General features: G+C 66.4%; 22 protein-coding genes. 13 read left to right on the forward strand and 9 right to left on the reverse strand.

Annotated features, from left to right (window positions below; genetic code table 11):
* Window positions 1-16: 16 nt before the first annotated feature.
* Window positions 17-748 (forward strand): SPOR domain-containing protein, encoded by a 732-nt coding sequence (locus ACFPFG_RS16705; protein ID WP_197953960.1) that lies wholly within the window; start codon window positions 17-19, stop codon window positions 746-748.
* On the opposite strand, the gene ACFPFG_RS16710 is transcribed toward ACFPFG_RS16705, so the two are convergent.
* A complete protein-coding gene (locus ACFPFG_RS16710; protein ID WP_183021368.1) occupies window positions 735-1496 on the reverse strand; it encodes an IclR family transcriptional regulator in 762 nt (253 codons plus the stop codon). The two genes, ACFPFG_RS16705 and ACFPFG_RS16710, sit on opposite strands and share 14 nt — an antisense overlap.
* Before the next feature lie 103 nt (window positions 1497-1599).
* Here ACFPFG_RS16710 and ACFPFG_RS16715 point away from each other — a divergent pair, with 103 nt between their 5' ends.
* The 5 genes from ACFPFG_RS16715 to ACFPFG_RS16735 are packed head-to-tail and all read left to right on the forward strand — an operon-like array spanning window position 1600 to window position 5574.
* Entirely contained in the window at window positions 1600-2769 is a 1170-nt protein-coding gene (locus ACFPFG_RS16715) for a thiolase domain-containing protein (protein ID WP_183021367.1), read from the forward strand.
* A 7-nt stretch (window positions 2770-2776) separates the two neighbouring features.
* A complete protein-coding gene (locus tag ACFPFG_RS16720; RefSeq protein ID WP_197953969.1) occupies window positions 2777-3202 on the forward strand; it encodes a Zn-ribbon domain-containing OB-fold protein in 426 nt (141 codons plus the stop codon).
* Window positions 3203-3236: 34 nt separating this feature from the next.
* Window positions 3237-3911: a 3-oxoacid CoA-transferase subunit A gene (locus ACFPFG_RS16725; RefSeq protein WP_183021365.1), complete on the forward strand. Its 675-nt coding sequence runs from the start codon at window positions 3237-3239 to the stop codon at window positions 3909-3911.
* A complete protein-coding gene (locus ACFPFG_RS16730) occupies window positions 3908-4564 on the forward strand; it encodes a 3-oxoacid CoA-transferase subunit B (RefSeq protein WP_183021364.1) in 657 nt (218 codons plus the stop codon). The genes ACFPFG_RS16725 and ACFPFG_RS16730 overlap by 4 nt, the downstream gene beginning before the upstream one ends.
* Before the next feature lie 2 nt (window positions 4565-4566).
* Window positions 4567-5574, forward strand: coding sequence for a Bug family tripartite tricarboxylate transporter substrate binding protein (locus tag ACFPFG_RS16735; RefSeq protein WP_380107477.1), 1008 nt, complete (start codon window positions 4567-4569; stop codon window positions 5572-5574).
* 67 nt (window positions 5575-5641) lie between these two features.
* On the opposite strand, the gene ACFPFG_RS16740 is transcribed toward ACFPFG_RS16735, so the two are convergent.
* Together ACFPFG_RS16740 and ACFPFG_RS16745 are read right to left on the reverse strand one after the other, a co-directional pair.
* Window positions 5642-6574 (reverse strand): N-formylglutamate amidohydrolase, encoded by a 933-nt coding sequence (locus ACFPFG_RS16740; RefSeq protein ID WP_183021362.1) that lies wholly within the window; start codon window positions 6572-6574, stop codon window positions 5642-5644.
* Window positions 6575-6741: 167 nt separating this feature from the next.
* Window positions 6742-7710 carry a Bug family tripartite tricarboxylate transporter substrate binding protein gene (locus tag ACFPFG_RS16745; RefSeq protein ID WP_012202811.1) on the reverse strand — a complete coding sequence of 323 codons (969 nt, stop codon included), beginning with the start codon at window positions 7708-7710 and terminating at the stop codon, window positions 6742-6744.
* Window positions 7711-7819: 109 nt separating this feature from the next.
* On the opposite strand from ACFPFG_RS16745, the gene ACFPFG_RS16750 reads away from it, so the two are divergent.
* A complete protein-coding gene (locus ACFPFG_RS16750; protein ID WP_183021361.1) occupies window positions 7820-8803 on the forward strand; it encodes a LysR substrate-binding domain-containing protein in 984 nt (327 codons plus the stop codon).
* Here the strand turns inward: ACFPFG_RS16750 and ACFPFG_RS16755 are convergent.
* The 3 genes from ACFPFG_RS16755 to ACFPFG_RS16765 form a co-directional block, all read right to left on the reverse strand.
* Window positions 8787-10286 carry a sensor histidine kinase gene (locus tag ACFPFG_RS16755; RefSeq protein WP_183021360.1) on the reverse strand — a complete coding sequence of 500 codons (1500 nt, stop codon included), beginning with the start codon at window positions 10284-10286 and terminating at the stop codon, window positions 8787-8789. The genes ACFPFG_RS16750 and ACFPFG_RS16755 overlap by 17 nt on opposite strands.
* Window positions 10287-10380: 94 nt before the next feature.
* Window positions 10381-11055 (reverse strand): response regulator, encoded by a 675-nt coding sequence (locus ACFPFG_RS16760; protein WP_012202808.1) that lies wholly within the window; start codon window positions 11053-11055, stop codon window positions 10381-10383.
* 99 nt (window positions 11056-11154) lie between these two features.
* A complete protein-coding gene (locus tag ACFPFG_RS16765; RefSeq protein ID WP_012202807.1) occupies window positions 11155-11655 on the reverse strand; it encodes a MarR family winged helix-turn-helix transcriptional regulator in 501 nt (166 codons plus the stop codon).
* 147 nt (window positions 11656-11802) lie between these two features.
* Here ACFPFG_RS16765 and recA point away from each other — a divergent pair, with 147 nt between their 5' ends.
* Both recA and recX read left to right on the forward strand, forming a co-directional pair.
* On the forward strand, window positions 11803-12909 hold the full coding sequence (recA, locus tag ACFPFG_RS16770; RefSeq protein ID WP_183021359.1) for a recombinase RecA: 1107 nt from the start codon (window positions 11803-11805) through the stop codon (window positions 12907-12909).
* A 116-nt stretch (window positions 12910-13025) separates the two neighbouring features.
* Window positions 13026-13502: a recombination regulator RecX gene (gene recX, locus ACFPFG_RS16775; protein WP_183021358.1), complete on the forward strand. Its 477-nt coding sequence runs from the start codon at window positions 13026-13028 to the stop codon at window positions 13500-13502.
* Here the strand turns inward: recX and yddG are convergent.
* From yddG to argC, 3 genes are read right to left on the reverse strand one after another with little or no spacing between them, the layout of a single operon-like run.
* Complete coding sequence (gene yddG / locus ACFPFG_RS16780) at window positions 13499-14419, reverse strand: aromatic amino acid DMT transporter YddG (RefSeq protein WP_197953976.1); 921 nt, start codon at window positions 14417-14419, stop codon at window positions 13499-13501. The genes recX and yddG overlap by 4 nt on opposite strands.
* A gap of 22 nt (window positions 14420-14441) precedes the next feature.
* Entirely contained in the window at window positions 14442-16328 is a 1887-nt protein-coding gene (locus ACFPFG_RS16785; protein ID WP_380107482.1) for a hypothetical protein, read from the reverse strand.
* Window positions 16325-17257: an N-acetyl-gamma-glutamyl-phosphate reductase gene (gene argC, locus ACFPFG_RS16790; RefSeq protein WP_380107484.1), complete on the reverse strand. Its 933-nt coding sequence runs from the start codon at window positions 17255-17257 to the stop codon at window positions 16325-16327. The genes ACFPFG_RS16785 and argC overlap by 4 nt, the downstream gene beginning before the upstream one ends.
* Window positions 17258-17693: 436 nt before the next feature.
* Here argC and sucC point away from each other — a divergent pair, with 436 nt between their 5' ends.
* From sucC to ACFPFG_RS16810, 4 genes are all read left to right on the forward strand, one after another.
* Window positions 17694-18854 (forward strand): ADP-forming succinate--CoA ligase subunit beta, encoded by a 1161-nt coding sequence (gene sucC / locus ACFPFG_RS16795; RefSeq protein ID WP_071954120.1) that lies wholly within the window; start codon window positions 17694-17696, stop codon window positions 18852-18854.
* A gap of 20 nt (window positions 18855-18874) precedes the next feature.
* Window positions 18875-19768: a succinate--CoA ligase subunit alpha gene (gene sucD / locus ACFPFG_RS16800; RefSeq protein ID WP_012202800.1), complete on the forward strand. Its 894-nt coding sequence runs from the start codon at window positions 18875-18877 to the stop codon at window positions 19766-19768.
* 165 nt (window positions 19769-19933) lie between these two features.
* Window positions 19934-20626, forward strand: a complete 693-nt coding sequence (locus tag ACFPFG_RS16805; protein ID WP_099734894.1) for a TerC family protein — start codon at window positions 19934-19936, stop codon at window positions 20624-20626.
* Between the two features lie 291 nt (window positions 20627-20917).
* A complete protein-coding gene (locus ACFPFG_RS16810; RefSeq protein ID WP_183021353.1) occupies window positions 20918-21700 on the forward strand; it encodes a PP2C family protein-serine/threonine phosphatase in 783 nt (260 codons plus the stop codon).
* The last annotated feature ends 49 nt before the right edge of the window (window positions 21701-21749 follow it).

The following is a 21749-nucleotide window of genomic DNA, read 5'->3' on the forward strand; positions in this document are numbered from 1 at the left end:
GGGCCCAAGAAACGACATGCTGCGAATCGCCTTCCTGCTGCTGGTGCTGGCCAATGCCGGCTACTACCTCTGGAACCACGGCCAGCTCCAGGCCCTGGGCCTGGCGCCGCCGTCCCAGACCGAGCCCGAGCGCCTGGGCCAGCAGGTGCGCCCGGAGGCGCTGAGCATGCTGAGTGCGGACAACGCGCCGGCCCCCTCCTCGGCGGCCCCGGCTCCTGCATCCCCTGCCTCACCCGCGGCACCCTCCAGTGGCGAGGAACCCGCCGCGCCGGCCCGGCCCGAGAAAGCCGCGGGCCAGCCCACCAGCTGCCTGGTGGCCACGGGCATCGAGGACCGCCACGCCGAGGCGCTGCGCCGCGGCCTGGTGGCGCAGGTCGCCAGCGACCAGTGGGACCTGAGCAGCACGCACCAGCCGGGCCGCTGGATGGTCTACATGGGCAAATTCCCCGATGCCGAGTTCCTGGAGCGCAAGCGCGCGGAACTGCGTGCACGCAAGATCGACTTCGACCGCGCAGGCGGCGCGCTGGAGCCCGGCCTGTCGCTGGGCCGCTTCTCCTCCGAGGAAGCGGCCACGCGCGAGCTGACCAACGTTGCGCGCCAGGGCGTGCGCACGGCCCGCGTAGTGCAGGAGCGCCCCGACATCACCCTCTACACGCTGCGCCTGCCCCAGGCCACGCCCGCTCTGCGCAGCCAGGTCGAGTCCATGGGCGGCAAGGCCTTCGAGGGCAAGCCGTTCAGGCCTTGCTGACCAGGCCCGTATCGTCCGCTGCGCCCGCATAGGGCGAGATGCCGCCCAGGTCCTGCGTCAAGGCCTCGGCCTGCGCCCGCACCAGGGGCAGCAGGCGCTGCAGCACTTCCTCGGAGCAGCGATACAGCGGGATCGCCAGCGACATGGCCCCCATCAGCCGCGTACCGCGCGCGAAAACGGGGCAGGCAATGGCCGCGCTTTCCGGGTCCCGCTCGCCTTGCGTGATTGCATAGCCCAGCTTCCGGATGCGTTCGTAAGGCTCGCCCGGCAGAGCATCATCGAGCGCCAGGATCAGGCGACCTGCAGCGCCCCGGTCCAGCGCCAGCATCTCCCCTTCCAGCACGTGAGTGCGTACGCTGCGCTGCGGCTGCACATGGTGCAGGCAGATGCGCCGGTCGCCCTCACGCACGTACAGGCCCGCGCATTCTTCGGACTGCCGCGACAGCTGGCGCAGGCGCGGCAGGGCGTAGTCGGCCAGACGGAATGACTGGCGGTACATCTCGGCCAAGGGCAGCAGCCTGGGGCCGACCACATAGCGCCCATCCGGCAGGCGCTTGACGAATCCCGCGCCCATCAATGAATCGAGCAGCCGCAGGATGGTGCTCTCGTACAGGCCGGTCGCGGCCGCCAGCATGGACAAGGTCTGTCCTTCAGGAGCGTTCTCGAAGGCTTGGAGCACGGACAGCGCGCGGTTCACTGCGGCCACACCTTCGGCTTTCTCGGTCTTGTCTGGGGTGCTGCGGGTCATGGTCAAAGGGTTTCCATGGATGACATCAAAACAGGAGGAAATTCTAATCTTCAAAAAAATAGAAGTAATTTCTATTTTGAAGCACACCTTTGGAGCAGACCGCATGGACATCCATGGCAAGGCCTACATCGTTGGCGCATTCGAGCATCCGCTGCGCAAGGCACCGCAGTTGTCGGTCGCCCAGCTGCATGCCGATGTGGCACGCGGGGCGATTGCCGATGCAGGTCTCACGGCGGCCGATATCGACGGCTATTTCTGCTCCGCCGATGCACCGGGCATGGGGCCGACGTCGATGGTCGAGTACCTGAACCTGCAACCACGCCATGTGGATTCGACCGATATCGGCGGTGCCTCCTATATCGCCCTCGTCAGCCATGCAGCCCAGGCCATTGCGCTGGGCAAGTGCGATGTGGCGCTGATCACGTTGGCGGGCCGCCCGCGCAGCGAGGGCATTGCCACGGGCACGGTGCCGCGCGTGCGCAACCCGTCCCAGCCGGACTTTCAGTGGGAGTACCCGTATGGCATCGCAAACGCCAGCGGCTATGCGCTGTGCGCCCGGCGCCATATGTACGAGTACGGCACCACCAGCGAGCAGCTGGCATGGGTGAAGGTGGCGGCCTCGCACCATGCCCAGCACAACCCTCTCGCCATGCTGCGCAAGCCGGTGACGGTGGCCGAGGTGCTGGAATCGCCCATGGTGGCGGACCCGCTGCACCGCCTGGACTGCTGCGTGGTCAGCGATGGAGGCGGCGCGCTGGTGGTGGCACGGCCCGAGATCGCCCGGCGCCTGCACCGCCCGCGCATCAAGGTCCGTGGCGCGGGCGAGGCCGTCAAGCATGCGGCGGGCGGGCAGGTGGACCTGACCCATTCGGGCGCGCGCTGGTCGGGCGCCCAGGCCTTTGCCGAGGCCCGCGTCACGCCTGCCGACATCCAGTACGCGTCCATCTACGACAGCTTCACGATCACGGTCCTCATGCAGCTCGAGGACCTGGGCTTTTGCGCACCGGGCCGGGGCGGGGCCTTCGTCTCTGACGGCAACCTGATCGCGGGCGTGGGGCGCCTTCCCGTGAACACTGATGGTGGCGGCCTGTGCAACAACCATCCGGGCAACCGGGGCGGCATGACCAAGGTGATCGAGGCCGTGCGCCAGTTGCGCGGGGAGGCCCATCCCGCCGTGCAGGTCCCCGATTGCCGGCTGGCCCTGGCGCAAGGCACGGGCGGCATGCTGGCAACGCGCCACGGCAGTGCCACCCTCATCCTGGAGCGGGAGTGAAACCACCATGAGCGACAGTCCACCGAATCCCAGCTCGGCCCTGCGCCCCTGTCCCGTCCCAACGCCCGAGACCCAGCACTTCTGGAACATGGCACGCCAGGGCCTGTTCCTGGTGCCGCGCTGCCGCGATTGCGGTCGAGCCCACTGGTATCCCCGGGCCGCCTGCCCGTTCTGCTGGAGCGTGCATATCGACTGGAACCCCTCGCCGGGCCGGGGCACGGTGTACTCGTTCACCGTCCTGCGCCACGGCGCAGGCGCGGCAGCCCCTCCAGTGGTGCTGGCCTTCGTCACGCTGGACGAGGGCCCGGCCATGCTGACCCACCTCGTGGCGCGCGCGCCCGAAGACTGGTCCATAGGCGATGCCGTGCAGGTGCGCCTGGAGCCCAGCGACGGCGACTATCCCGTGCCAGTCTTCGAGCCCCTGCGGACTTGAACCGATTCTTTGCGCCCTTATTGAGGAATCCGACGTGATCAACAAAATCGCATACAGCCTTGCCGATGCGCTGGACGGCATCCAGGATGGCGCCACCATCATGATCTCGGGCTTCGGCGGAGCCGGTCTTCCCTTCGAGCTGGTCGATGCCCTGGTCGAGCGCGGCACGCACGATCTGACCATCGTGAGCAACAACGCGGGCAGCCAGGGCAAGGGCATCAGCCGGCTGGTACTGGCGGGCCAAGTCCGCAAGGTGATTTGCTCGTTTCCGCGCCAGCCAGGCTCCAGCGCCTTCGACGATCTCTACCGCCAGGGACGCCTGGCACTGGAACTGGTCCCCCAGGGCACGCTGGCCGAGCGCATCCGCGCGGCGGGCGCGGGCATTGCAGGCTTCTACACACCCACGGGCGTGGGCACGGAGCTGGCCCAGGGCAAGGAAAGCCGTCGCATCGGCGACCGGGACTACCTGCTCGAGTACCCGCTGCATGCCGACTTCGCACTGATCAAGGCCGAGGTGGCGGACCGCTGGGGCAACCTGGCCTACCGCCGCTCCGGCCGCAACTTCGGCCCACTGATGGCGACTGCGGCGCGCTGCACCATCGCCCAGGTCTCGCGCATCGTGGCGCTGGGCGGCATCGATCCTGAGGCCGTGGTCACGCCCGGCATATACGTGCGGCGCGTGGTCCGCGCCCCCGGAGGAACACCATGAGCACTTCACCCCGCTACACGCCGCGCAGCGTGGACGAGATCGCCCGACGCATCGTGCAGGACATACCGGACGGCGCCTATGTGAACCTGGGCATAGGCCAACCCATGGCCATCGCCAACCACCTGCCGGTGGACCGCGAGATCATCGTACAGAGCGAGAACGGCATTCTGGGCATGGGCCCGCTGGCCGCAGGTGACGACGTGGACAGCGAACTGGTGAACGCAGGCAAACAGCATGTAACCCTGTTGCCGGGCGGCGCCATCTTCCACCACGGCGATTCATTCGCCATGATCCGCGGCGGGCATCTGGACATCTGTGTGCTGGGAGCCTTCCAGGTCTCCACGCGCGGCGACCTGGCCAACTGGCGCACACCCGACGCCGACGCCATTCCCGCCGTGGGCGGCGCAATGGACCTGGCCCAGGGCGCAAAACAGGTGTTCGTGATGATGGAGCACCGCACGCGGCAGGGCCAGTCCAAGCTGGTCGAACGCTGCACCTACCCGCTGACCGGAGCAGGCGTGGTGAACCGCATCTACACCGACTTGGCCACGCTGGCCGTCACGCCATTGGGCCTGCGCGTGGTGGACCGCGTGGCCGGCCTGTCGCATGCCGAACTGGAAGAGCTTTCCCAACTGCAACTGATGGAGGCCTGAGCATGTTCCCTCGTCTGTCACTTCAACCTTTGTTGCAGCGCCTGCCGAAGGCCCTTGCAGCTACAGCGCTGGCGGCCATCGCTCTGGCATCCACGTGGTCTGCCCACGCCAGCGACTACCCCCACCGCCCCGTCAAGATCGTCGTGGGCTTCACGCCTGGCGGCAGTGGCGATGCCGTGGCGCGCATCCTGGCACAGTCGTTCAGCAAGATCCTCGGACAGTCCTTCGTTGTCGAGAACAAGCCTGGTGCCAACGGCAACCTGGCGACCGATGTGGTGCGCCGCGCCGAACCCGACGGCTACACACTGTTCTACACATCGATAGGCCACGCCACCAACCCCCTGCTGTACAAGGAAACACGCTACGACCCGGTCAAGGACTTCACGCCGATCGGCCAGGTATTGAGCGCGCCCAATGTGCTGGTCGTTCCCGCCAGCTCGCCGTTCAAGTCCGTGCAGGAACTGGTCGCCTACGCCCATGCGCATCCGGGCAGGCTGGACTTCGCATCGTCCGGCATGGGCGCCTCGGTGCATCTTTCCGGTGAGATGTTCAAGTACTACGCAAAGGTTGACATGGTGCATGTGCCCTACAAGGGCTCGGGGCCCCTCATGCCCGACCTTCTGTCTGGCACGGTGTCGCTGGCCTTTCCCAACCTGCCGACCGCCATGCCTCTTGTGCGGCGTGGGCAGTTGCGCGCCCTGGGCGTGACAACGCGCACGCGCTCGGCTGCCGCACCCGATATAGCGACCATCGCCGAGTCGGGAGTGCCTGACTACGACATGTCCACCTGGTATGGCCTTGTCGCACCGGCCCTGCTGCCTGCAGACATACAGAAAAAGCTCAGCGAAGCACTGATCACAACGCTGAACAATCCTGAGGTACGCAGCAAACTTGTGGCTCAGGGCATGGACCCCCGGCCCAGCACGCCCGAGGAATTTGCAAAGTTCATTGCCGAAGAATCACTGCGCTGGTCAGGCCTGCTCAAAAGCCTCAACCTCACAGCCAACTGAGCACGCAAGATGAAAAAGGCCAGCGATCCTGTGATCGCGGGCCTTTTGCGTTTCACTCGCGGGGGATTCAGAGCGTGCGCGGATCGGTGGCCATCAGTTGCTCCACCAGCACCTTCAGGTCGGTGGTCAGGCGCAGGTAGCCGGCCTGGTCGAGATCCAGGGTCTGCTCGTTCATGTAGAGCTTGCGGTTGATCTCGATCTGGATGCTGTGGCGATGCTCGGCGGGCTTGCCGTACCGGCGCACCAGCTCCACGCCCTTGTAGGGATGGTTGTAGTCCACGCTGTAGCCGCGCTCGCGCAGGAAGGCGCAGATGCGTTCGGACAGTGCCGGGCTGGCCGTGCTGCCGTCACGGTCGCCGATGACGAAGTCGGCATGGACCAGGCCCGGGTGCAGCGTGGCATGACTGGCCGCCACGGACGGCATGGAATGGCAGTTGATATGGATGCTGTAGCCATGGCGCGCATGGGCGCCGTCGATGGCGCGCTCCACGGCCGCATGGTAGGGCTTCCAGCAACGCTCGATGCGCTGCATCAGTTCAGCGGCGGGCAGCTGGCGGTCATAGATGGGCACGCCCTCATCGGTGAACTTCCAGATCAGGCCCTTGCCCAGGCGCACCTTCTGCAGCACGACCTGGTCGGTGGTGACGGGCAGCGGCCACTCGCCCCCGATCATGGTGGTGTCGATCTCGGTGGTGTCGCGATTGGCGTCCAGGTAGATGCGCGGGAAATGCGCCTCCACCCAGCTCACGCCCAGGCCCGGCGCAAAGGCGTAGATCTTCTCCACATGCGTGTCCTCGGCCTGGCGCAGCGTGGCCAGCGGCAGGCAGGAGCCGAAGTCCGCCGGGTAGACCGTGCCGCTGTGCGGCGAGTCCAGCACCACGGCACTGGCGCCGGCAACGCTGGTGACCATGGGCGGCGCGGCATCGGCCGCGCCGGAGCCTGCCGCGCCGGGCAGGGATTGCAGGAAGTTCTGACTGATCAGTCGCAGGACGGGATGCATGAGATGTGTCTACTCGGTTGTGCAGACGCCACTCGCCGGGCGCACTCCATGAACGGGGCGCAGCCTCATATCAGGCACGCCCAGCAAGGGCCGTCCCGCAGCGAGGGCGTGGTCCCCCTCCCGCGAAGCGGGAGAGGGGGAAGGCGCGAAGCGCCTCCGTGGGAGCCTTAATCCAGCTGGATCTGGGCCGTGGCGGCAATCTTCTTCATCTTGGCGACTTCGCTGGCGATCTGCTTGGTGAAAGCGTCGCTGCTGGTGCCGGAGATGTACAGGCCCTGGGCCGCCATGCGCTTTTGCACGGCCGGATCCTTGAGCGCGGCCGCGATGGCCTTTTGCACGCGGGCGATCTGCTCGGGCGGCGTGCTCTTGGGGGCCACGAGGCCGAACCACGAAGGATCGTTCAGGTCCGCATGGCCGGCTTCGGCATAGGTCTGCACGTCGGGCAGCACGTCCAGGCGCTCATGCCAGGACACGGCCAGGGCCTTGACCTTGCCGCCCTTGATGTGGGGCAGCGAGGAAGCCACCTGGTCGAAGTACACGGGCACCTGGCCACCGAGCACGTCGTTGATGGCCGGGCCTGCACCGCGGTAGGGAATGTGCTGCATCTCGGTGCCCGTGCTCTTCATGAACTGGGCGCCCCACATGTGGCCGATGGTGCCGTTGCCGGGTGTTGCGAAGCTGACCTTGCCGGGGTTGGCCTTCAGGTACTTCACGAACTCGGCGAAGTTGTTGGCGGGCACCAGCTTGGGGTTGATCACGATCACGCCGGGCGCCTTGACGATCTCGGTCACGCCGACGAAGTCGTTGATGGCGTCGTAGGGCAGCTTCTTGAACACGGCGGGGTTCACGCCGTGCGTGGACAGCGTGGCGATGCCGAAGGTCACGCCGTCGGTGGCACGCGCCACTTCGGCCATGCCGATGGAGCCGCCAGCGCCGGCCTTGTTCTCGATCACCACGGCCTGGCCGCCCAGCAGCTTGGGCAGCACGTCCTGCATGTTGCGCGGGACCATGTCGGTGGAACCACCAGCAGGGAACGGAACGACGATGCGCAAGGGACGGGAGGTGTCCTGGGCGAAGGACATTCCAGGAACGACAGAAGAAGCGGCGATGGAAGCAAGGAAATGGCGTCGTTGCATAGGATCTTTCTTACAAACAAGTTCAGATTAAAAGAAATCTGCTCACAAAAAAAGCAAATACTGTGCCTGTTAATATTCCAAACAGGAATACTTTCATCATATCCCTGTCATGAGTTTGCGCCGCCTCAACCCGCCCATGCATCTGCTGCGCGCTTTCTCCACCGTGGTGCGCTTCGGGGGCGTCTCGCGCGCGGCCGAGGCCTTGCACCTGACGCAAAGCGCAGTCAGCAAGCAGATCCAGGAGCTGGAGAAGTGGGTGGGCGTGCCGCTGTTCGAACGCGAGCGCAAGCGGCTGAGCCTGACGCCTGCGGGCGAGCGCTATGAGCGCGCAGTGCGCGCCCTGCTGGGCCAGCTGGAGGCCGCCACCCTCGAACTCATCACCAGCGATGACAGCCGAGGCGCGCTGCACCTGTCATCGCTGCCGACTTTCGCGGCCAAGTGGCTGATCCCCAGGCTGCCCCAGTTTCAGCAGCGCTATCCACAGATCACGCTGCACTTTGTACCCTACGTACACAGCTACCAATTTGACAGTCCGGGGCTGGACTGCGCAATTTTGTTTGGCGACGGGCACTGGAACGGTGCGCACGCCCACTATCTGGTGGGCCGCCAGGTGGTGCTGATCGCGCCGCCGCGCGGCGCGGGTCCCGAAGCACGCATCACCACCCCCCAGGACGTGGCTCGCTGCACCCGGCTGCGCCATGTGACCATTCCCGATGCCTGGGCGCGCTGGAGCGAGGCCCATGGCGTCAACGGCATCAGCCCTCTTGCGGGCCCGCAGTTCGACCAGTTCCAGACCATCATCCGCGCCGTCATGGCCGGCATGGGCATCGCCCTGGTGCCGCGCTGCCTGGTGCAGGACGAGATCGCGGCCGGCCTGGTGAACGAGCCCCTGCCCCAGCACGGCTACCAGAGCGCCCTGGGCTACTGGCTGTGCTATCCGGCCGACCGCGCCAACCACGGCACCCTGGGCATCTTCCGCAACTGGCTGGTGGACCATGCCGCGCAGACGCCGGGACGGATCGCGGTGGCCCCCGTGGCCCCCGGGGGATCTGCGGCAGCCGCGGAAGCCGCACCACCTACGCCGCAGGCTTAGGCGGCGGCGGCGAACGCAGCGCCGTGAAGCGCACGCTGAAGCGCGCACCCGGGGGCTGCTGGCCCGGATGCGCATCCTCCAGCACCACCTGGGCGCCATGCTGGCGCGCGATCTCCAGCACGATGGGCAGGCCCAGGCCCGAGCCGTCGGCCTCCGAGCCCAGCACACGGTAGAACGGCTGGAACACCAGCTCGCGCTCGGCCTCGGGCACGCCGGGTCCCGAATCCTCCACCTGCAGCAACAGGACCTGGCCGAAGGGGTCGGCCAGCACGCGCACCGTGACCATGCCGGGCCGGCTGCTGCTGGAAGGCGTGTAGTTGATGGCGTTGTCCACGAGGTTGCGCACCAGCTCCGTCAGCAGCGTGGCATTGCCCTGCAGCCACACGCCGGTGGCAAACGACTCGGCGCCGTCGTAGCCCAGGTCCACATGCTTGTCCATGGCGCGTGGCAGGCAGTCGCGCACCACGTCGGTGACGATGCGCACCAGGTTGCAGGGCTGCATGGCCAGGCCCCGTCCCACGCCGGCGCTCTCGGCGCGCGCCAGCGCCAGCAACTGGTTCACCGTGTGCGTGGCGCGGATGCTGGAGCGCGCAATCTGGGCCAGGGACTGCCGCAACTCCTCCGTGCTCACGCCCTCGCGCTGGGCCAGTTCGGCCTGCATGCGCAGCCCGGCCAGCGGTGTCTTGAGCTGGTGGGCCGCGTCGGCCAGGAAGCGCTTTTGCGTGGCCAGCGAATCACCGAGCCGGCCCAGCAAGTCGTTGACCGAGTCCACCAGCGGCACGACCTCCAGCGGCACGTCCTTGTGGTTGATGGGCGAGAGGTCCTCGGGCCGGCGTGCGCGGATGCGCTCCTCCAGCCGGTGCAGCGGCTTGATGCCGCGCGCCAGCGCCAGCCACACCAGCAAGGCGGCCAGGGGCAGGATGACGAACTGCGGCAGCATCACGCCCTTGATGATTTCCGTGGCCAGCACACTGCGCTTTTCGCGCGTCTCGGCCACCTGGACCAGGGCCTGGGGCTCGTCGGGCAGGGGCATGCGCACCCAGACATGGGCCACGCGCAGGTCAATGCCGCGGAACTCGGCATCGCGCAGTTGCACGGTGCCGCCGGAGGGGAGGCCGGGCAGCGCGCCCGCAAGCGCCGCCTCGTCAGGTTCGGGCGGCGGCGGCAGATCGCGCTCCCCGGCCAGGTACTCGCCCTTGACACCCAGCACCTGGAAATACACGGTGTCCGACTCGTCGGCGCGCAGGATCTCGCTGGCCGATTGCGGCAGGTTGAACAGCACCTTGCCGTGCTGCACCATCACCAGCTGCGCCAGCGCCTGGGCGTTGTACTCCAGCGCGCGATCGAACGGCTTGTTGGCCAGGCCCTGGGCCACCAGCCAGGTCAGTGCCAGGCTCACGGGCCACAGCAGCAGCAGCGGCGTGAGCATCCAGTCAAGGATCTCGCCGAACAGTGAGCGCTGTTCACGCTGGAAGATTTTCATCGGCGGGCAGCCCTCACGACGGGTTCACGGCCCCGTGGCATCCGCCACTATGCGCAGGCAAGCCAACCCGGGCCTGACAGCCAGGGCAGCGGCCTCAGGAAGCGATCTTCTCAAGGCAGTAGCCCAGGCCGCGCACGGTGGCGATGCGGATGGGGCCGCGCTCTATCTTCTTGCGCAGGCGGTGGATATAGACCTCGATGGCGTTGTTGCTGACCTCGTCGCCCCATTCGCACAGGCGCTCGACCAGTTGGTCCTTGCTGACCAGCCGGCCCGCACGCTGCAGCAGCACTTCCAGCAGGCCCAGTTCGCGCGCCGACAGCTCGACCATCTTGCCGTCGATGGTGGCCACGCGGCCAGCCTGGTCGTAGACCAGGGGGCCATGCTTGATGGTGCTGCTGGCGCCACCCATGCCGCGCCGCGTGAGCGCACGCACACGCGCCTCCAGCTCGGACAGCGCAAACGGCTTGGCCATGTAGTCGTCGGCGCCGTAGTCCAGCCCCTGCACGCGCTCTTCCACGCTGTCGGCTGCCGTGAGGATGAGCACCGGCAGCGCATCGCCCCGGCCGCGCAGCTTCTTGAGCACTTCGAGTCCGTGCATCTTGGGCAGGCCCAGGTCCAGGATGAGCAGGTCGAACTCGCTGCTGGTCATCAGCGCGGTATCGGCCTCGCTGCCGTTGGCCACATGGCTGACCACGGCGCCCGAGCCGCGCAGGCTGCGCAGCAGACCATCGGCCAGGACCTGGTCATCTTCGGCAATCAGAATGCGCATGGGGTTGTCTCCTGAAATACAGACGCGCTCTGGATGTTGGAAATGCGCGCCTTTGATTCCCAGGATTCTAGGATGCGCCCCGCCCCAAGGGCAGGGACCTTACCCGAGTGAGCCGCCGCCCGCATAGGCCTCCAGCCCCAGCGCCACCACGGTGGCGATGTCGTCGCCGACTTCCTCGCGGAACTCGGCCTCGGCCTGGGACACGGCGTCATGGAAGGCCTGCAGCCAGGCCAGGCCCGCAGGCGTGAAGCGGATGCGGCGCGCGCGCGCATCGCGCTCGTCGCTTTCGCGCGTGACCAGGCCCCAGGCCTCGCACTGGGCCACCAGGTCGCCCATGGACTGCTTGGTCATGCCAGCGCGCTCGGCCAGGTCGGTGAGCCTGTCGCCGGCCAGCGACAGATGCCGCGTGATGTGGATGTGGGCCGCGCCCACCTTGTCGCGCGCCGCAAGATTGGACAGCGCCAGCGGCACCTCCACATCGCGCGCCATGAGCTGCAGCACACGCGCGTCGAACCGCCGCATGGCATGGCCGAGCAGGCGGCCCAGGTGGGTCTGGCGCCAGGCATCGGCGGGCGGCGTGACGGGGGAAAACTCACTCATGGATGCATTGTGGAGGCAAATCCAACAAGTCAGGAAAACTGACTAAAAACACCAACAAAACAAACCAACAAGCCCATAAACTACTGTTCAAGCATCCAGCCTGAATGCAAATACAGAGCTGAAACCCTAGCCAACCCAGGAGTCCGCATGAACACCGCCGTCACCACCGCCAACAGTGAAAAAGCCAAGGCCCTGCAGGCCGCACTCGCCCAGATCGAAAAGCAGTTCGGCAAGGGCACGATCATGCGCCTGGGTGAAGGCGAAGCCATCCAGGACATCCAGGTCGTCTCCACCGGCTCCCTGGGCCTGGACATCGCCCTGGGCGTGGGCGGCCTGCCCCGTGGCCGCGTGATCGAGATCTACGGCCCTGAATCCTCGGGCAAGACCACGCTGACGCTGCAGGTCATCGCCGAAATGCAAAAGCAGGGAGGCACCTGTGCCTTCATCGACGCAGAACACGCGCTGGACACCGGCTACGCCCAGAAGCTGGGCGTGAACCTCAATGAAGTGCTGATCAGCCAGCCCGATACCGGCGAGCAGGCCCTGGAGATCGTGGACAGCCTGGTGCGCTCGGGCGCCGTGGACATGATCGTCGTGGACTCGGTGGCCGCGCTGACACCCCGGGCCGAAATCGAAGGCGAGATGGGCGACCAGCTGCCCGGCCTGCAGGCCCGCCTGATGAGCCAGGCGCTGCGCAAGCTGACGGCCACCATCAAGAAGACCAACTGCATGGTCATCTTCATCAATCAGATCCGCATGAAGATCGGCGTGATGTTCGGCAGCCCCGAAACCACCACGGGCGGCAATGCGCTGAAGTTCTACGCCTCGGTCCGCCTGGACATCCGCCGCACCGGCACCATCAAGAAGGGCGACGAGGCCATCGGCAACGAGACCAAGGTCAAGGTCGTCAAGAACAAGGTCTCGCCTCCGTTCAAGACCGCCGAGTTCGACATCCTCTTCGGCGAGGGCATCTCGCGCGAAGGTGAAATCCTGGACATGGGCGTCAACGCCAAGATCCTCGACAAGTCGGGCGCCTGGTATGCCTACAACGGCGAGAAGATCGGCCAGGGCCGTGACAACGCCCGCGAATTCCTGCGCGAGAACCGTGGCCTGGCCGTGGAGATCGAGAACAAGGTTCGCGACGGCCTGGGCATCGCCCTGCTGCCCACGACCGGTGGCGATGCCCCCGAAGCCAAGGCCCCCAAGGCGGCCGCCAAGGCCAAGGCCGACAAGGACGGCGTGATCGAAGCCTGAGCACCCAGCCCCCTCACAGCAGGCGCCGCAGCGCCTGCGCACACTGTGTTTGCCATCTTGGCGCAGGCTCACGTCTGCGCCTTTTTTATTCAGGACGATTCAGGAGACGCTGCCGCATGGGATTCGCCAAGCTGTCGCTCAAGGGCCGGGCGCTCAAGCTGCTGGGCCAGCGCGAACATTCACGACTGGAGCTGGAACGCAAGCTCGCCCCCCATGTGGAGGAAGGCGAAGACCTGGGCGCCATGCTCGACGCGCTGGAGCAGCGCGGCTTCATCAGTGCCCAGCGCGTGGCCGAGTCCGTGCTGCACCGCAAGGCCGCGCGCTTTGGCACGGCACGCGTGGTGCAGGAGTTGCGCAGCAAGGGGCTGGACGACGGCCTGGTGCGCGCCGCCGCCGAGCAACTGCGTGCCACCGAACTGCAGCGTGCCCATGCCGTGTGGCGCCAGCGCTTCGGTGCACCACCGGCCACACCGCAGGAACGACTCAAGCAGATGCGCTTTCTGGCTGCGCGCGGTTTTGGTGGAGAAATTGCAAGCAAGGTGCTGCGGGGGCGCAGCGAAGACTGGGACGCGGGAGCAGAGGACGAAGGCTAGTCTGCGCGCCGGGTAGCACCCCAGCACACCAGCGACCCCACGGTCACCAGCACCACGCCCTGCCAGAATCCCCAGCCCGGCCGCACCTGCAGCCAGGCACTGGCCAGCAGCGCCGAGAACACAGGCGTGAAGTACGACGCTGCAGCCATCACGGCCAGGTGCCCGTGCTGTATGCCGTGCTCCCAGCAGCTGTAGCCCAGGGCGGTGAGCCCGCCCACGGCCAGCAATTGCAGCACCACGGTGCCCGACCATTGCATGCCGCCTTCACCGCCCAGCCACAGCCACTTGATCCACAACGCCAGCGCGGTCCATATCAGGAAAAGGCCCACGGCATTGTGGCCACCGCCCCAGCGCCGCGCAGCCAGCGAATAGCAGGGCCACAGCAGGGCCGCGCCAAAAGCGAGTCCATACGCCAGCGGGTTGGACAGCATGTGGTCCGCCATGCCCCGCAGTTGCAGGGAGTCGCCGCCCAGCACGCGCGTCAGGCCCCACAGGCACAGCAGCACGCCGGGCCACAGCCACCAGCGCGCATGCTGCTGGCGCAGCAGTACGGCCAAAACGATGGTCAGGCTGGGCCACAGGTAATTGATCAGCCCCAGCTCCAGCGCCTGGGCGCGGTCCTGTGCCAGGCCAATCGCCAGCGACAGGCAGATCTCGTAGACCGCAAAGAGCAGGCCGCAGCCCCAGAAGTAGGCCGGATGCATGGCCCGCCACTGCGAGGGCCTGGGCAGGCCGCGCACGGCGGCCACGCACAGGGCGCTGACCGTGTAGAGCATGGCGGCGCCGCCCACGGCGCCCAGCGGCTCGGCCACCGAGCGCATCAGGCCCACGGTGCAGCTCCAGCACACCACGGCCAGCAGTCCGATGGCGGTGGCCCGGCCGGCGGCCACGGGGGAGTTGTTCTGCAAGGAAGACACGTCGATGGCTGCGCGCGGCAGATCAGTGCGGTTGCAGCAGCTGGCGCAGCGAGTGGTACAGCGCATCCGAGCCATGCGCGGTGTTGTCCGCATCGAACGAGAACTCGTTGCTGGACTGCGTGCCCGTCGCATCCTCGGGCCGGGCTTCCATGAAGAAGGACAGGAAGCGCGCGCCCTGGCGGCGGTGCATGGTCAGCACTTTCTCCAGCCGTTGCGGCGACAGGGCCACCAGCGGATGGAACTCCGTCACGCCATAGGCCGTGTGGCCATAGCGGCGCAGCATCTGGCCGACCAGCGGGCCGTAGGTATCTTCGCCGTACAGGCTGACACCCAGGGACAGCCCCGGCATGCGCTGCAGGCTGCGCTCCACGGCGTAGCGGTTGGCATCCCAGCTCGGATTCGCATGGGGGTTGAGCTGGTGGGCAAAGCGAGGGACCCGGCCCAGGCAGCCGTGGCCGATGTGCTCGGAAAAGCCCTGGATGTAGTCGGCAACCTGCTGCTCGCGGAAATCGTTCCAGTCCGTGACCAGCGGGTTGTAGAACAGCGCCAGCCGGTCCTGCGGGCTGTCCACCCAGAATTCCACGCCATCCGGCAGCTTGCCGAAGTCGGGCAAGGCCTCGGCGGCATGGGGCCGGGGCTCGCCCTGGTTGCGGTCCATCACGGCGATCTGGCGCGTGGCCAGCAGGCCCAGGCTGCGTCCGCCGGCCTGCAGCACCACGTCGATGCGGTGCAGGCCCTCGCCCAGCGCCGGATAGCGGATATCGGCACGCCAGCCCACATCGGGCGTGAGGAACCCGGGCCTGGCCTGAGCCACGTCCTGGCGGTGCATGTGCACGGGGGCGTGCGAGTAGGGGCGCCCGTCCACGAAGACGGCCACGGCCAGCTGCTTTTGCAGCTTCGCATCGGGCGAGTGGACCCAGCCGGACACCGGGACCGTGCCGGCCGCATAGCTGTCGATGTGCTGGAAGAAGTTCTGCAGCGGCTCGCTGCGGATGTCGCGCGACGGCGGCTCGACCGCATCGAAGCTGGCAAAGCCGGACTTCAGGTGGGCATTGAGCTGCGCGATGTCGCCATAGCGCTGGCGCAGGAATGCATGGAAGCCCGCCACGGAGGCCGGGCTGTAGTCGGTGACCGCATAGCCTTCGGCCGCGAATCCCATGCCGGCCTCGAATCCCGGAAACAGCTGGTGCGTCTCGCCCAGCACGGTGAGGGCGCGCAACTGGTGCATGGCGGCATCGCCTGCGGCGCACATGCGCTCGGCCAGGGCATCGACCACCAGTTTGCGCACGCGCGTGACTTCGTTGTCCTGCCGCGCGACCGACCACGGGAAGATGCGTGCGCCCAAATAGCTGTCCAGCGGCAGCGGCCCCTTGGGCGTCCAAGCAAGATTGGCGGGATCGGCGGCCAGGCGCTCCTCGGCCTTGGAGTGCACCTCGAAATGCGTGGCGAACAGATACAGCACCACGGGCCGATGCGCCTGCGCCACCGTGCGCACCACGCGGTCCAGCGCCTCGCCCTGGACTTCCCAGGCCTGGCCATTCCACTGCACGTAGCGCAACAGCGGCACGCTGAGCGTATAGCCCAGGTCCAGTTCGCCCTGGGGCCGGCCCAGGCGCTGCAGCGTGGCTTTCACCATTTCTGCGGCCGAGCCCTGCGGACCCAGGCAACTGGCGGGTATCTGCTGAAATTCCTTGGGGAAGTCCTCGCGCAGCCCGTCCTGCACCAGGCAGGCTTCCATATTGCCCAACAGCGGACTCAGCAGCAGGCGCGATGAAGACGGCAGTGCCGGCCGCAGCTTCCAGGCAAACAGAACGACCAGCAGGCACAGCACGGCCAGGGCCAGGACATGGCCCCAGGCCGGACCGCGCCGGCCCGGCAGGGACGCGGACGGTGGCGTGGCCGGGCTCACAGGCCCAGCATGATCTGCAGGTTCTGTACGGCGGCGCCGCTGGCACCCTTGCCCAGGTTGTCCAGACGGGCGATCAGCACGGCCTGGCGGTACTGCTCATTGGCGAACACGCGCAGCTCCAGCTTGTTGGTGTCCGTCAGCGTGTCGGCGGCCAGCTTCATGTCCTCGGCCGGCGGCAGCACCGACACCCATTGCTCCGGCGTGTTGGTGGCCGCGTAGTGGGAGGCCAGCGCATCGTGCAGGTCGGACGCCTTGGGCGCGCCCGGCAGCAGGTCCAGGTGCAGCGGCAGCTGCACCAGCATGCCCTGGCGGAAATTGCCCACGGCGGGAATGAACACCGGGCGGCGCGTCAGGCCGGTGTATTGCAGGATCTCTGGAATATGCTTGTGCGTCAGGCCCAGCGCATAGGCCTCGTAAGGCGCGGCCGTGCCGGCCTCATAGGCTTCGATCATGCTGCGGCCGCCACCCGAATAGCCGGACACCGAGGGCAGGCTCAGGCCGTGGTCGGCGGGGATGAGGCCCGCTGCGACCAGCGGGTGCAGCAGCGCGATGGCTCCCGTCGCATAGCAGCCGGGGTTGGACACGCGCCTGGCAGTCTTGACCGCCTCAAGCTGGCCGGCACGCAGCTCCGGGAAGCCATACACCCAGTCGGGCGCCACGCGGTGGGCCGTGGATGCATCGATGATCTTGATGGCGCGGCCGGTCTCGGCCTCGATGGAATCGACCATGGCCACGGTCTCGCGCGCGGCATCGTCATGCAGGCACAGGATGACCAAGTCCACGCCGGCGATCAGCGCACGCTTGGCGGCAGGATCCTTTCGCAGCTCGGGGGCAATGCTGACCAGCTCCACGCCGGACAGATCGACCAGACGCTCACGGATCTGCAGCCCTGTCGTGCCTGCTTCGCCATCGATAAAGACTTTTGCCATCGCTGTATTTCTCCTGCTGCGCGGCCCTCCTGGAGCCGCTGCGGCACCATTGCCGCGTTCCAGCTGCGGATTCTCACCGAAACCGGGTCCCCCTGCGCCCGTTGTCGCAAAACGGTTGGCAGCGGCGATCAAAGGCGCGCTGACATGCGCCTGTTACAAACGGCGGGCAGAGCCGTCTGCAGATCCTCTATAAGACAAAAGAGCTGTGGCGCCTGAAAGAAATGTCGGGAAACCGTCTTTTCCCTGACATATCAAGGCATTGCACAGTTCCTGGCATGCTGCTTGGCCCGCAGGAAATTGTGGATTCTGCGCATGGGGGCGTGTCGGATGGCGCAGTGCAGCATGGTACATTCGGCGATTGCCAGGTCACTCCGCCTTGAGGCAGCACCCCAGGGCTACCGGGTCAATCCCCCCCTATTTGTTTGAGAGAGACATCATGAAGATTCATGAATACCAAGGCAAGGACATCTTGCGTCAGTTTGGTGTGCCTGTACCTCGCGGTATCCCTGCGTTCACAGTGCAAGAGGCCGTCGAGGCCGCCCAGAAGCTCGGCGGCCCCGTGTGGGTCGTGAAGGCCCAGATCCACGCTGGTGGCCGCGGCAAGGGCGGCGGCGTGAAGGTCGCCAAGACCATTGACGACGTCAAGGCACTGGCTGGCCAGATCCTGGGCATGCAGCTGGTCACGCACCAGACCGGCCCCGAAGGCCAGAAGGTCCGCCGCCTGTACATCGAAGACGGCGCCGACATCCAGAAGGAATACTACCTGTCGTGCGTGACCGATCGCGGCACGCAGAAGGTGGCCTTCATCGCTTCCAGCGAAGGCGGCATGGACATCGAGGAAGTGGCCCACTCCACTCCCGAGAAGATCATCACCATCTTCGTCGACCCCCTGGTCGGCCTGACACAGGCCCAGGGCGAAGAACTGGCCAAGGGCATCGGCATGCCTGCCGACTCCACCGCCCAGTTCATCGACATCTGCCAGAAGCTCTACAAGTGCTACATGGACACGGATGCCTCGCTGGTCGAGATCAACCCGCTGAACCGTGACAGCAAGGGCAACGTGGTTGCCCTGGACGCGAAGTTCAACTTCGACGCCAACGCCCTGTTCCGCCTGCCCGAAATCGTGGCCCTGCGCGACCTGGACGAAGAAGATCCCGCCGAAGTCGAAGCCTCCAAGTTCGATCTGGCCTACATCTCGCTGGACGGCAACATCGGCTGCCTGGTCAACGGTGCAGGCCTGGCCATGGCCACCATGGACACCATCAAGCTGTTCGGCGGCGAGCCGGCCAACTTCCTGGACGTGGGCGGCGGCGCCACCCCCGAGAAGGTCACCGAAGCCTTCAAGATCATGCTCAAGAACCCCAAGGTCGAAGGCATTCTGGTCAACATCTTCGGCGGCATCATGAAGTGCGACACCATCGCCACCGGCGTGATCACTGCCTGCAAGGCCGTGAACCTGCAAGTGCCCCTGGTCGTGCGCATGAAGGGCACGAACGAAGAACTGGGCAAGAAGATGCTGGCCGAGTCCGGCCTGCCCATCATCAGCGCCGACACGATGGCCGAAGCGGCCACCAAGATCGTCGAAGCCGTCAAGTAAGCAGGCCCGGAGAAAACACCATGTCGATCTACATCAACAAAGACACCAAGGTCATCACCCAAGGCATCACGGGCAAGACGGGCCAGTTCCACACTGAAAAGTGCATTGAATACGCGAACGGCAAGAACTGCTTCGTGGCCGGTGTGAACCCCAAGAAGGCCGGCGAAAAGATCTTCGACGTGCCAATCTACGCCTCCGTCAAGGAAGCCGCGCAAGGCACGGGCGCCACGGTCTCCGTGATCTACGTTCCCCCCGCAGGCGCTGCCGCCGCGATCTGGGAAGCCGTGGAAGCCGACCTGGACCTGGCCATCTGCATCACCGAAGGCATCCCCGTCCGTGACATGCTGGAAGTGCGCAACAAGATGCGCGCCAAGGAAGCCGCAGGCGGCAAGCGCACCCTGCTGCTGGGCCCCAACTGCCCCGGCCTGATCACGCCCGACGAGATCAAGATCGGCATCATGCCCGGCCACATCCACAAGAAGGGCCGCATCGGCGTGGTCAGCCGCTCCGGCACGCTGACCTATGAAGCCGTGGCGCAGCTGACCGAACTGGGCATTGGCCAGTCGTCGGCCGTGGGCATCGGCGGTGACCCGATCAACGGCCTCAAGCACATCGACGTGATGAAGGCCTTCAACGACGACCCCGACACCGATGCCGTCATCATGATCGGCGAAATCGGCGGCCCCGACGAAGCTGAAGCTGCCCGCTGGTGCAAGGACAACATGAAGAAGCCGATCGTCGGCTTCATCGCTGGTGTCACCGCCCCTCCCGGCAAGCGCATGGGCCACGCCGGCGCGCTGATCTCCGGCGGTGCCGACACGGCCGACGCCAAGCTGGCCATCATGGAAGAGTGCGGTTTCGTCATCACCCGCAATCCTTCCGAAATGGGTCGCCTGCTCAAGGGCCTGATCTAAGCGGCACGGTTCTGCGTGACATCCTGGGGTTCGCCCCAGGAAGAAATTACGCAGAATTACGAATCGGTAAGGCGGCAAGTCCGCCCTACACTGACGACTCCAAAAAAGAAAAAGCGCCAGAGGCTACTGCCCTGGCGCTTTTCAACTCATAACAGCGGAGAAACCATGGAATACCTGCAAAGCGCCGATTTCTGGATCGGCCTGTTGAAGATCGTCTGGATCAACATCATCCTGTCTGGCGACAACGCCGTCGTCATCGCCCTCGCAGCACGCTCGCTGCCCCCCGCACAGCAAAAGAAAGCCGTCATGTTCGGCTCCGGCGCCGCCGTGGTGCTGCGGATCATCCTGACCGTGGTCGCGGCCAAGCTGCTGGAGCTGTCCTTCCTGCAGATCGTGGGCGGCTGCCTGCTGCTGTGGATCGGCCTGCAACTGCTGACCGGCGAAGAAGAGGATGAAGGCGAATCCAAGGGTCATGGCAGCATGATGGTCGCCATCCGCACCATCCTGATCGCCGACCTGGTGATGAGCCTGGACAACGTGATCGCCGTGGCCGCCACGGCGCAGGGCAACATGGTCCTGCTGATCCTGGGCCTGGCCATCAGCATCCCGCTGGTGGTCTTCGGCTCCACGCTGATGATCAAGCTCATGGAGCGCTTCCCCGTCATCATCACACTGGGCGCTGCCCTGATCGGCTGGGTCGGAGGCGAGACCATCGTCAACGACCGCCTGCTGCACGACTACGCCATCAGCCATCCCTGGCTGCACTACGTGGCGGCTGCCGCCGGTGCCGTGCTGGTCGTCGGCATTGGCAAGCTCCTGCAGTCGCGCTCCGGCGCCAAGCACGCGGCACAGGCCTGACATCGCCGCAGGCGCGCCCTCGCCCTATACGACGCACTGCCTCGGCAGTGCGTTTTTGCTTTGTGAAGGTCCGTTCTTGATGTGGCGTCAAGCCGACGAGCCGCCGCGTCGACCCATTCTTGGCACTTGGGGGCACTGTTTTCATTTACGCTGTGCATCGGCCTTCACCATTGCATCTGCACACAGGGACTGATGGCAACACCGCCGCGCCCGCCCTTCGCCACCATGCCCAGCGCACCCAAGACCCCGGACCAGCCCTGCCGACAGGCAGTCCCTGCGCAACACTGCGCCATGGTTGCGCGCACCGATGTGGGCCGGCGCCGTGACAACAACGAGGATGCCGTCACCATCCACCCTGGCGCCCAGCCCTGGCCCATTGCCGTGCTGGCCGATGGCATGGGTGGCTACAACGCCGGCGAAGTCGCCAGCGCCATGGCCATCAGCCTGGTATCCGTGGCACTGCAAAGCGTCGCCACCGAAGCGTCCACAGCCAACACGGTGCAGGCCCGCCAGGAGCTGCAGCAGTCACTGGCCAATGCCTTGAACTTGGCCAATGCCGCCATCCTCACCGCCGCCCAGAAAACACCTGGCTGCCGCGGCATGGGCACCACCATCATTGCCGCCGCCCTGCTGCCCGGCCTGCTCATGCTCGCCCACCTGGGCGACTCGCGAGCCTACGGCTGGCGCGACGGACGGCTGTTGCGCCTGACCCGCGACCACACCTGGCTTCAGGAAGAAATCGATGCAGGCCGCATCCAGGACCATGAAGCCCGGCAGTCCGGCCTGGGCCACCTGCTCACCCAGGCCCTGGGCGTCACGCAGGATGTCACACCCGACTTCAACGAATGGCCGCTGCAGCCCGGCGACCGCATCCTGCTGTGCTCCGACGGCCTCACCGACATGCTCGATGACCAGGCCATCGCCGCCCTGTTCACCCAATCCAGCCCGCTGCCCGTCTTGCTGACCTCGCTGCTTGCCGCCGCCAACGAAGCCGGCGGAAACGACAACATCAGCGCGGCGCTGATCGAGATACTGGCCAGCCCGCCCTCCCCGGCCGTCACTTCCATCGATTGAGGCCGGCACAGCGATCGACGGCAGGCCCCAACCGATGGACGCGCTTGCC

Source organism: Delftia deserti, from assembly GCF_042653485.1.
GTDB lineage: Bacteria > Pseudomonadota > Gammaproteobacteria > Burkholderiales > Burkholderiaceae_C > Comamonas > Comamonas acidovorans.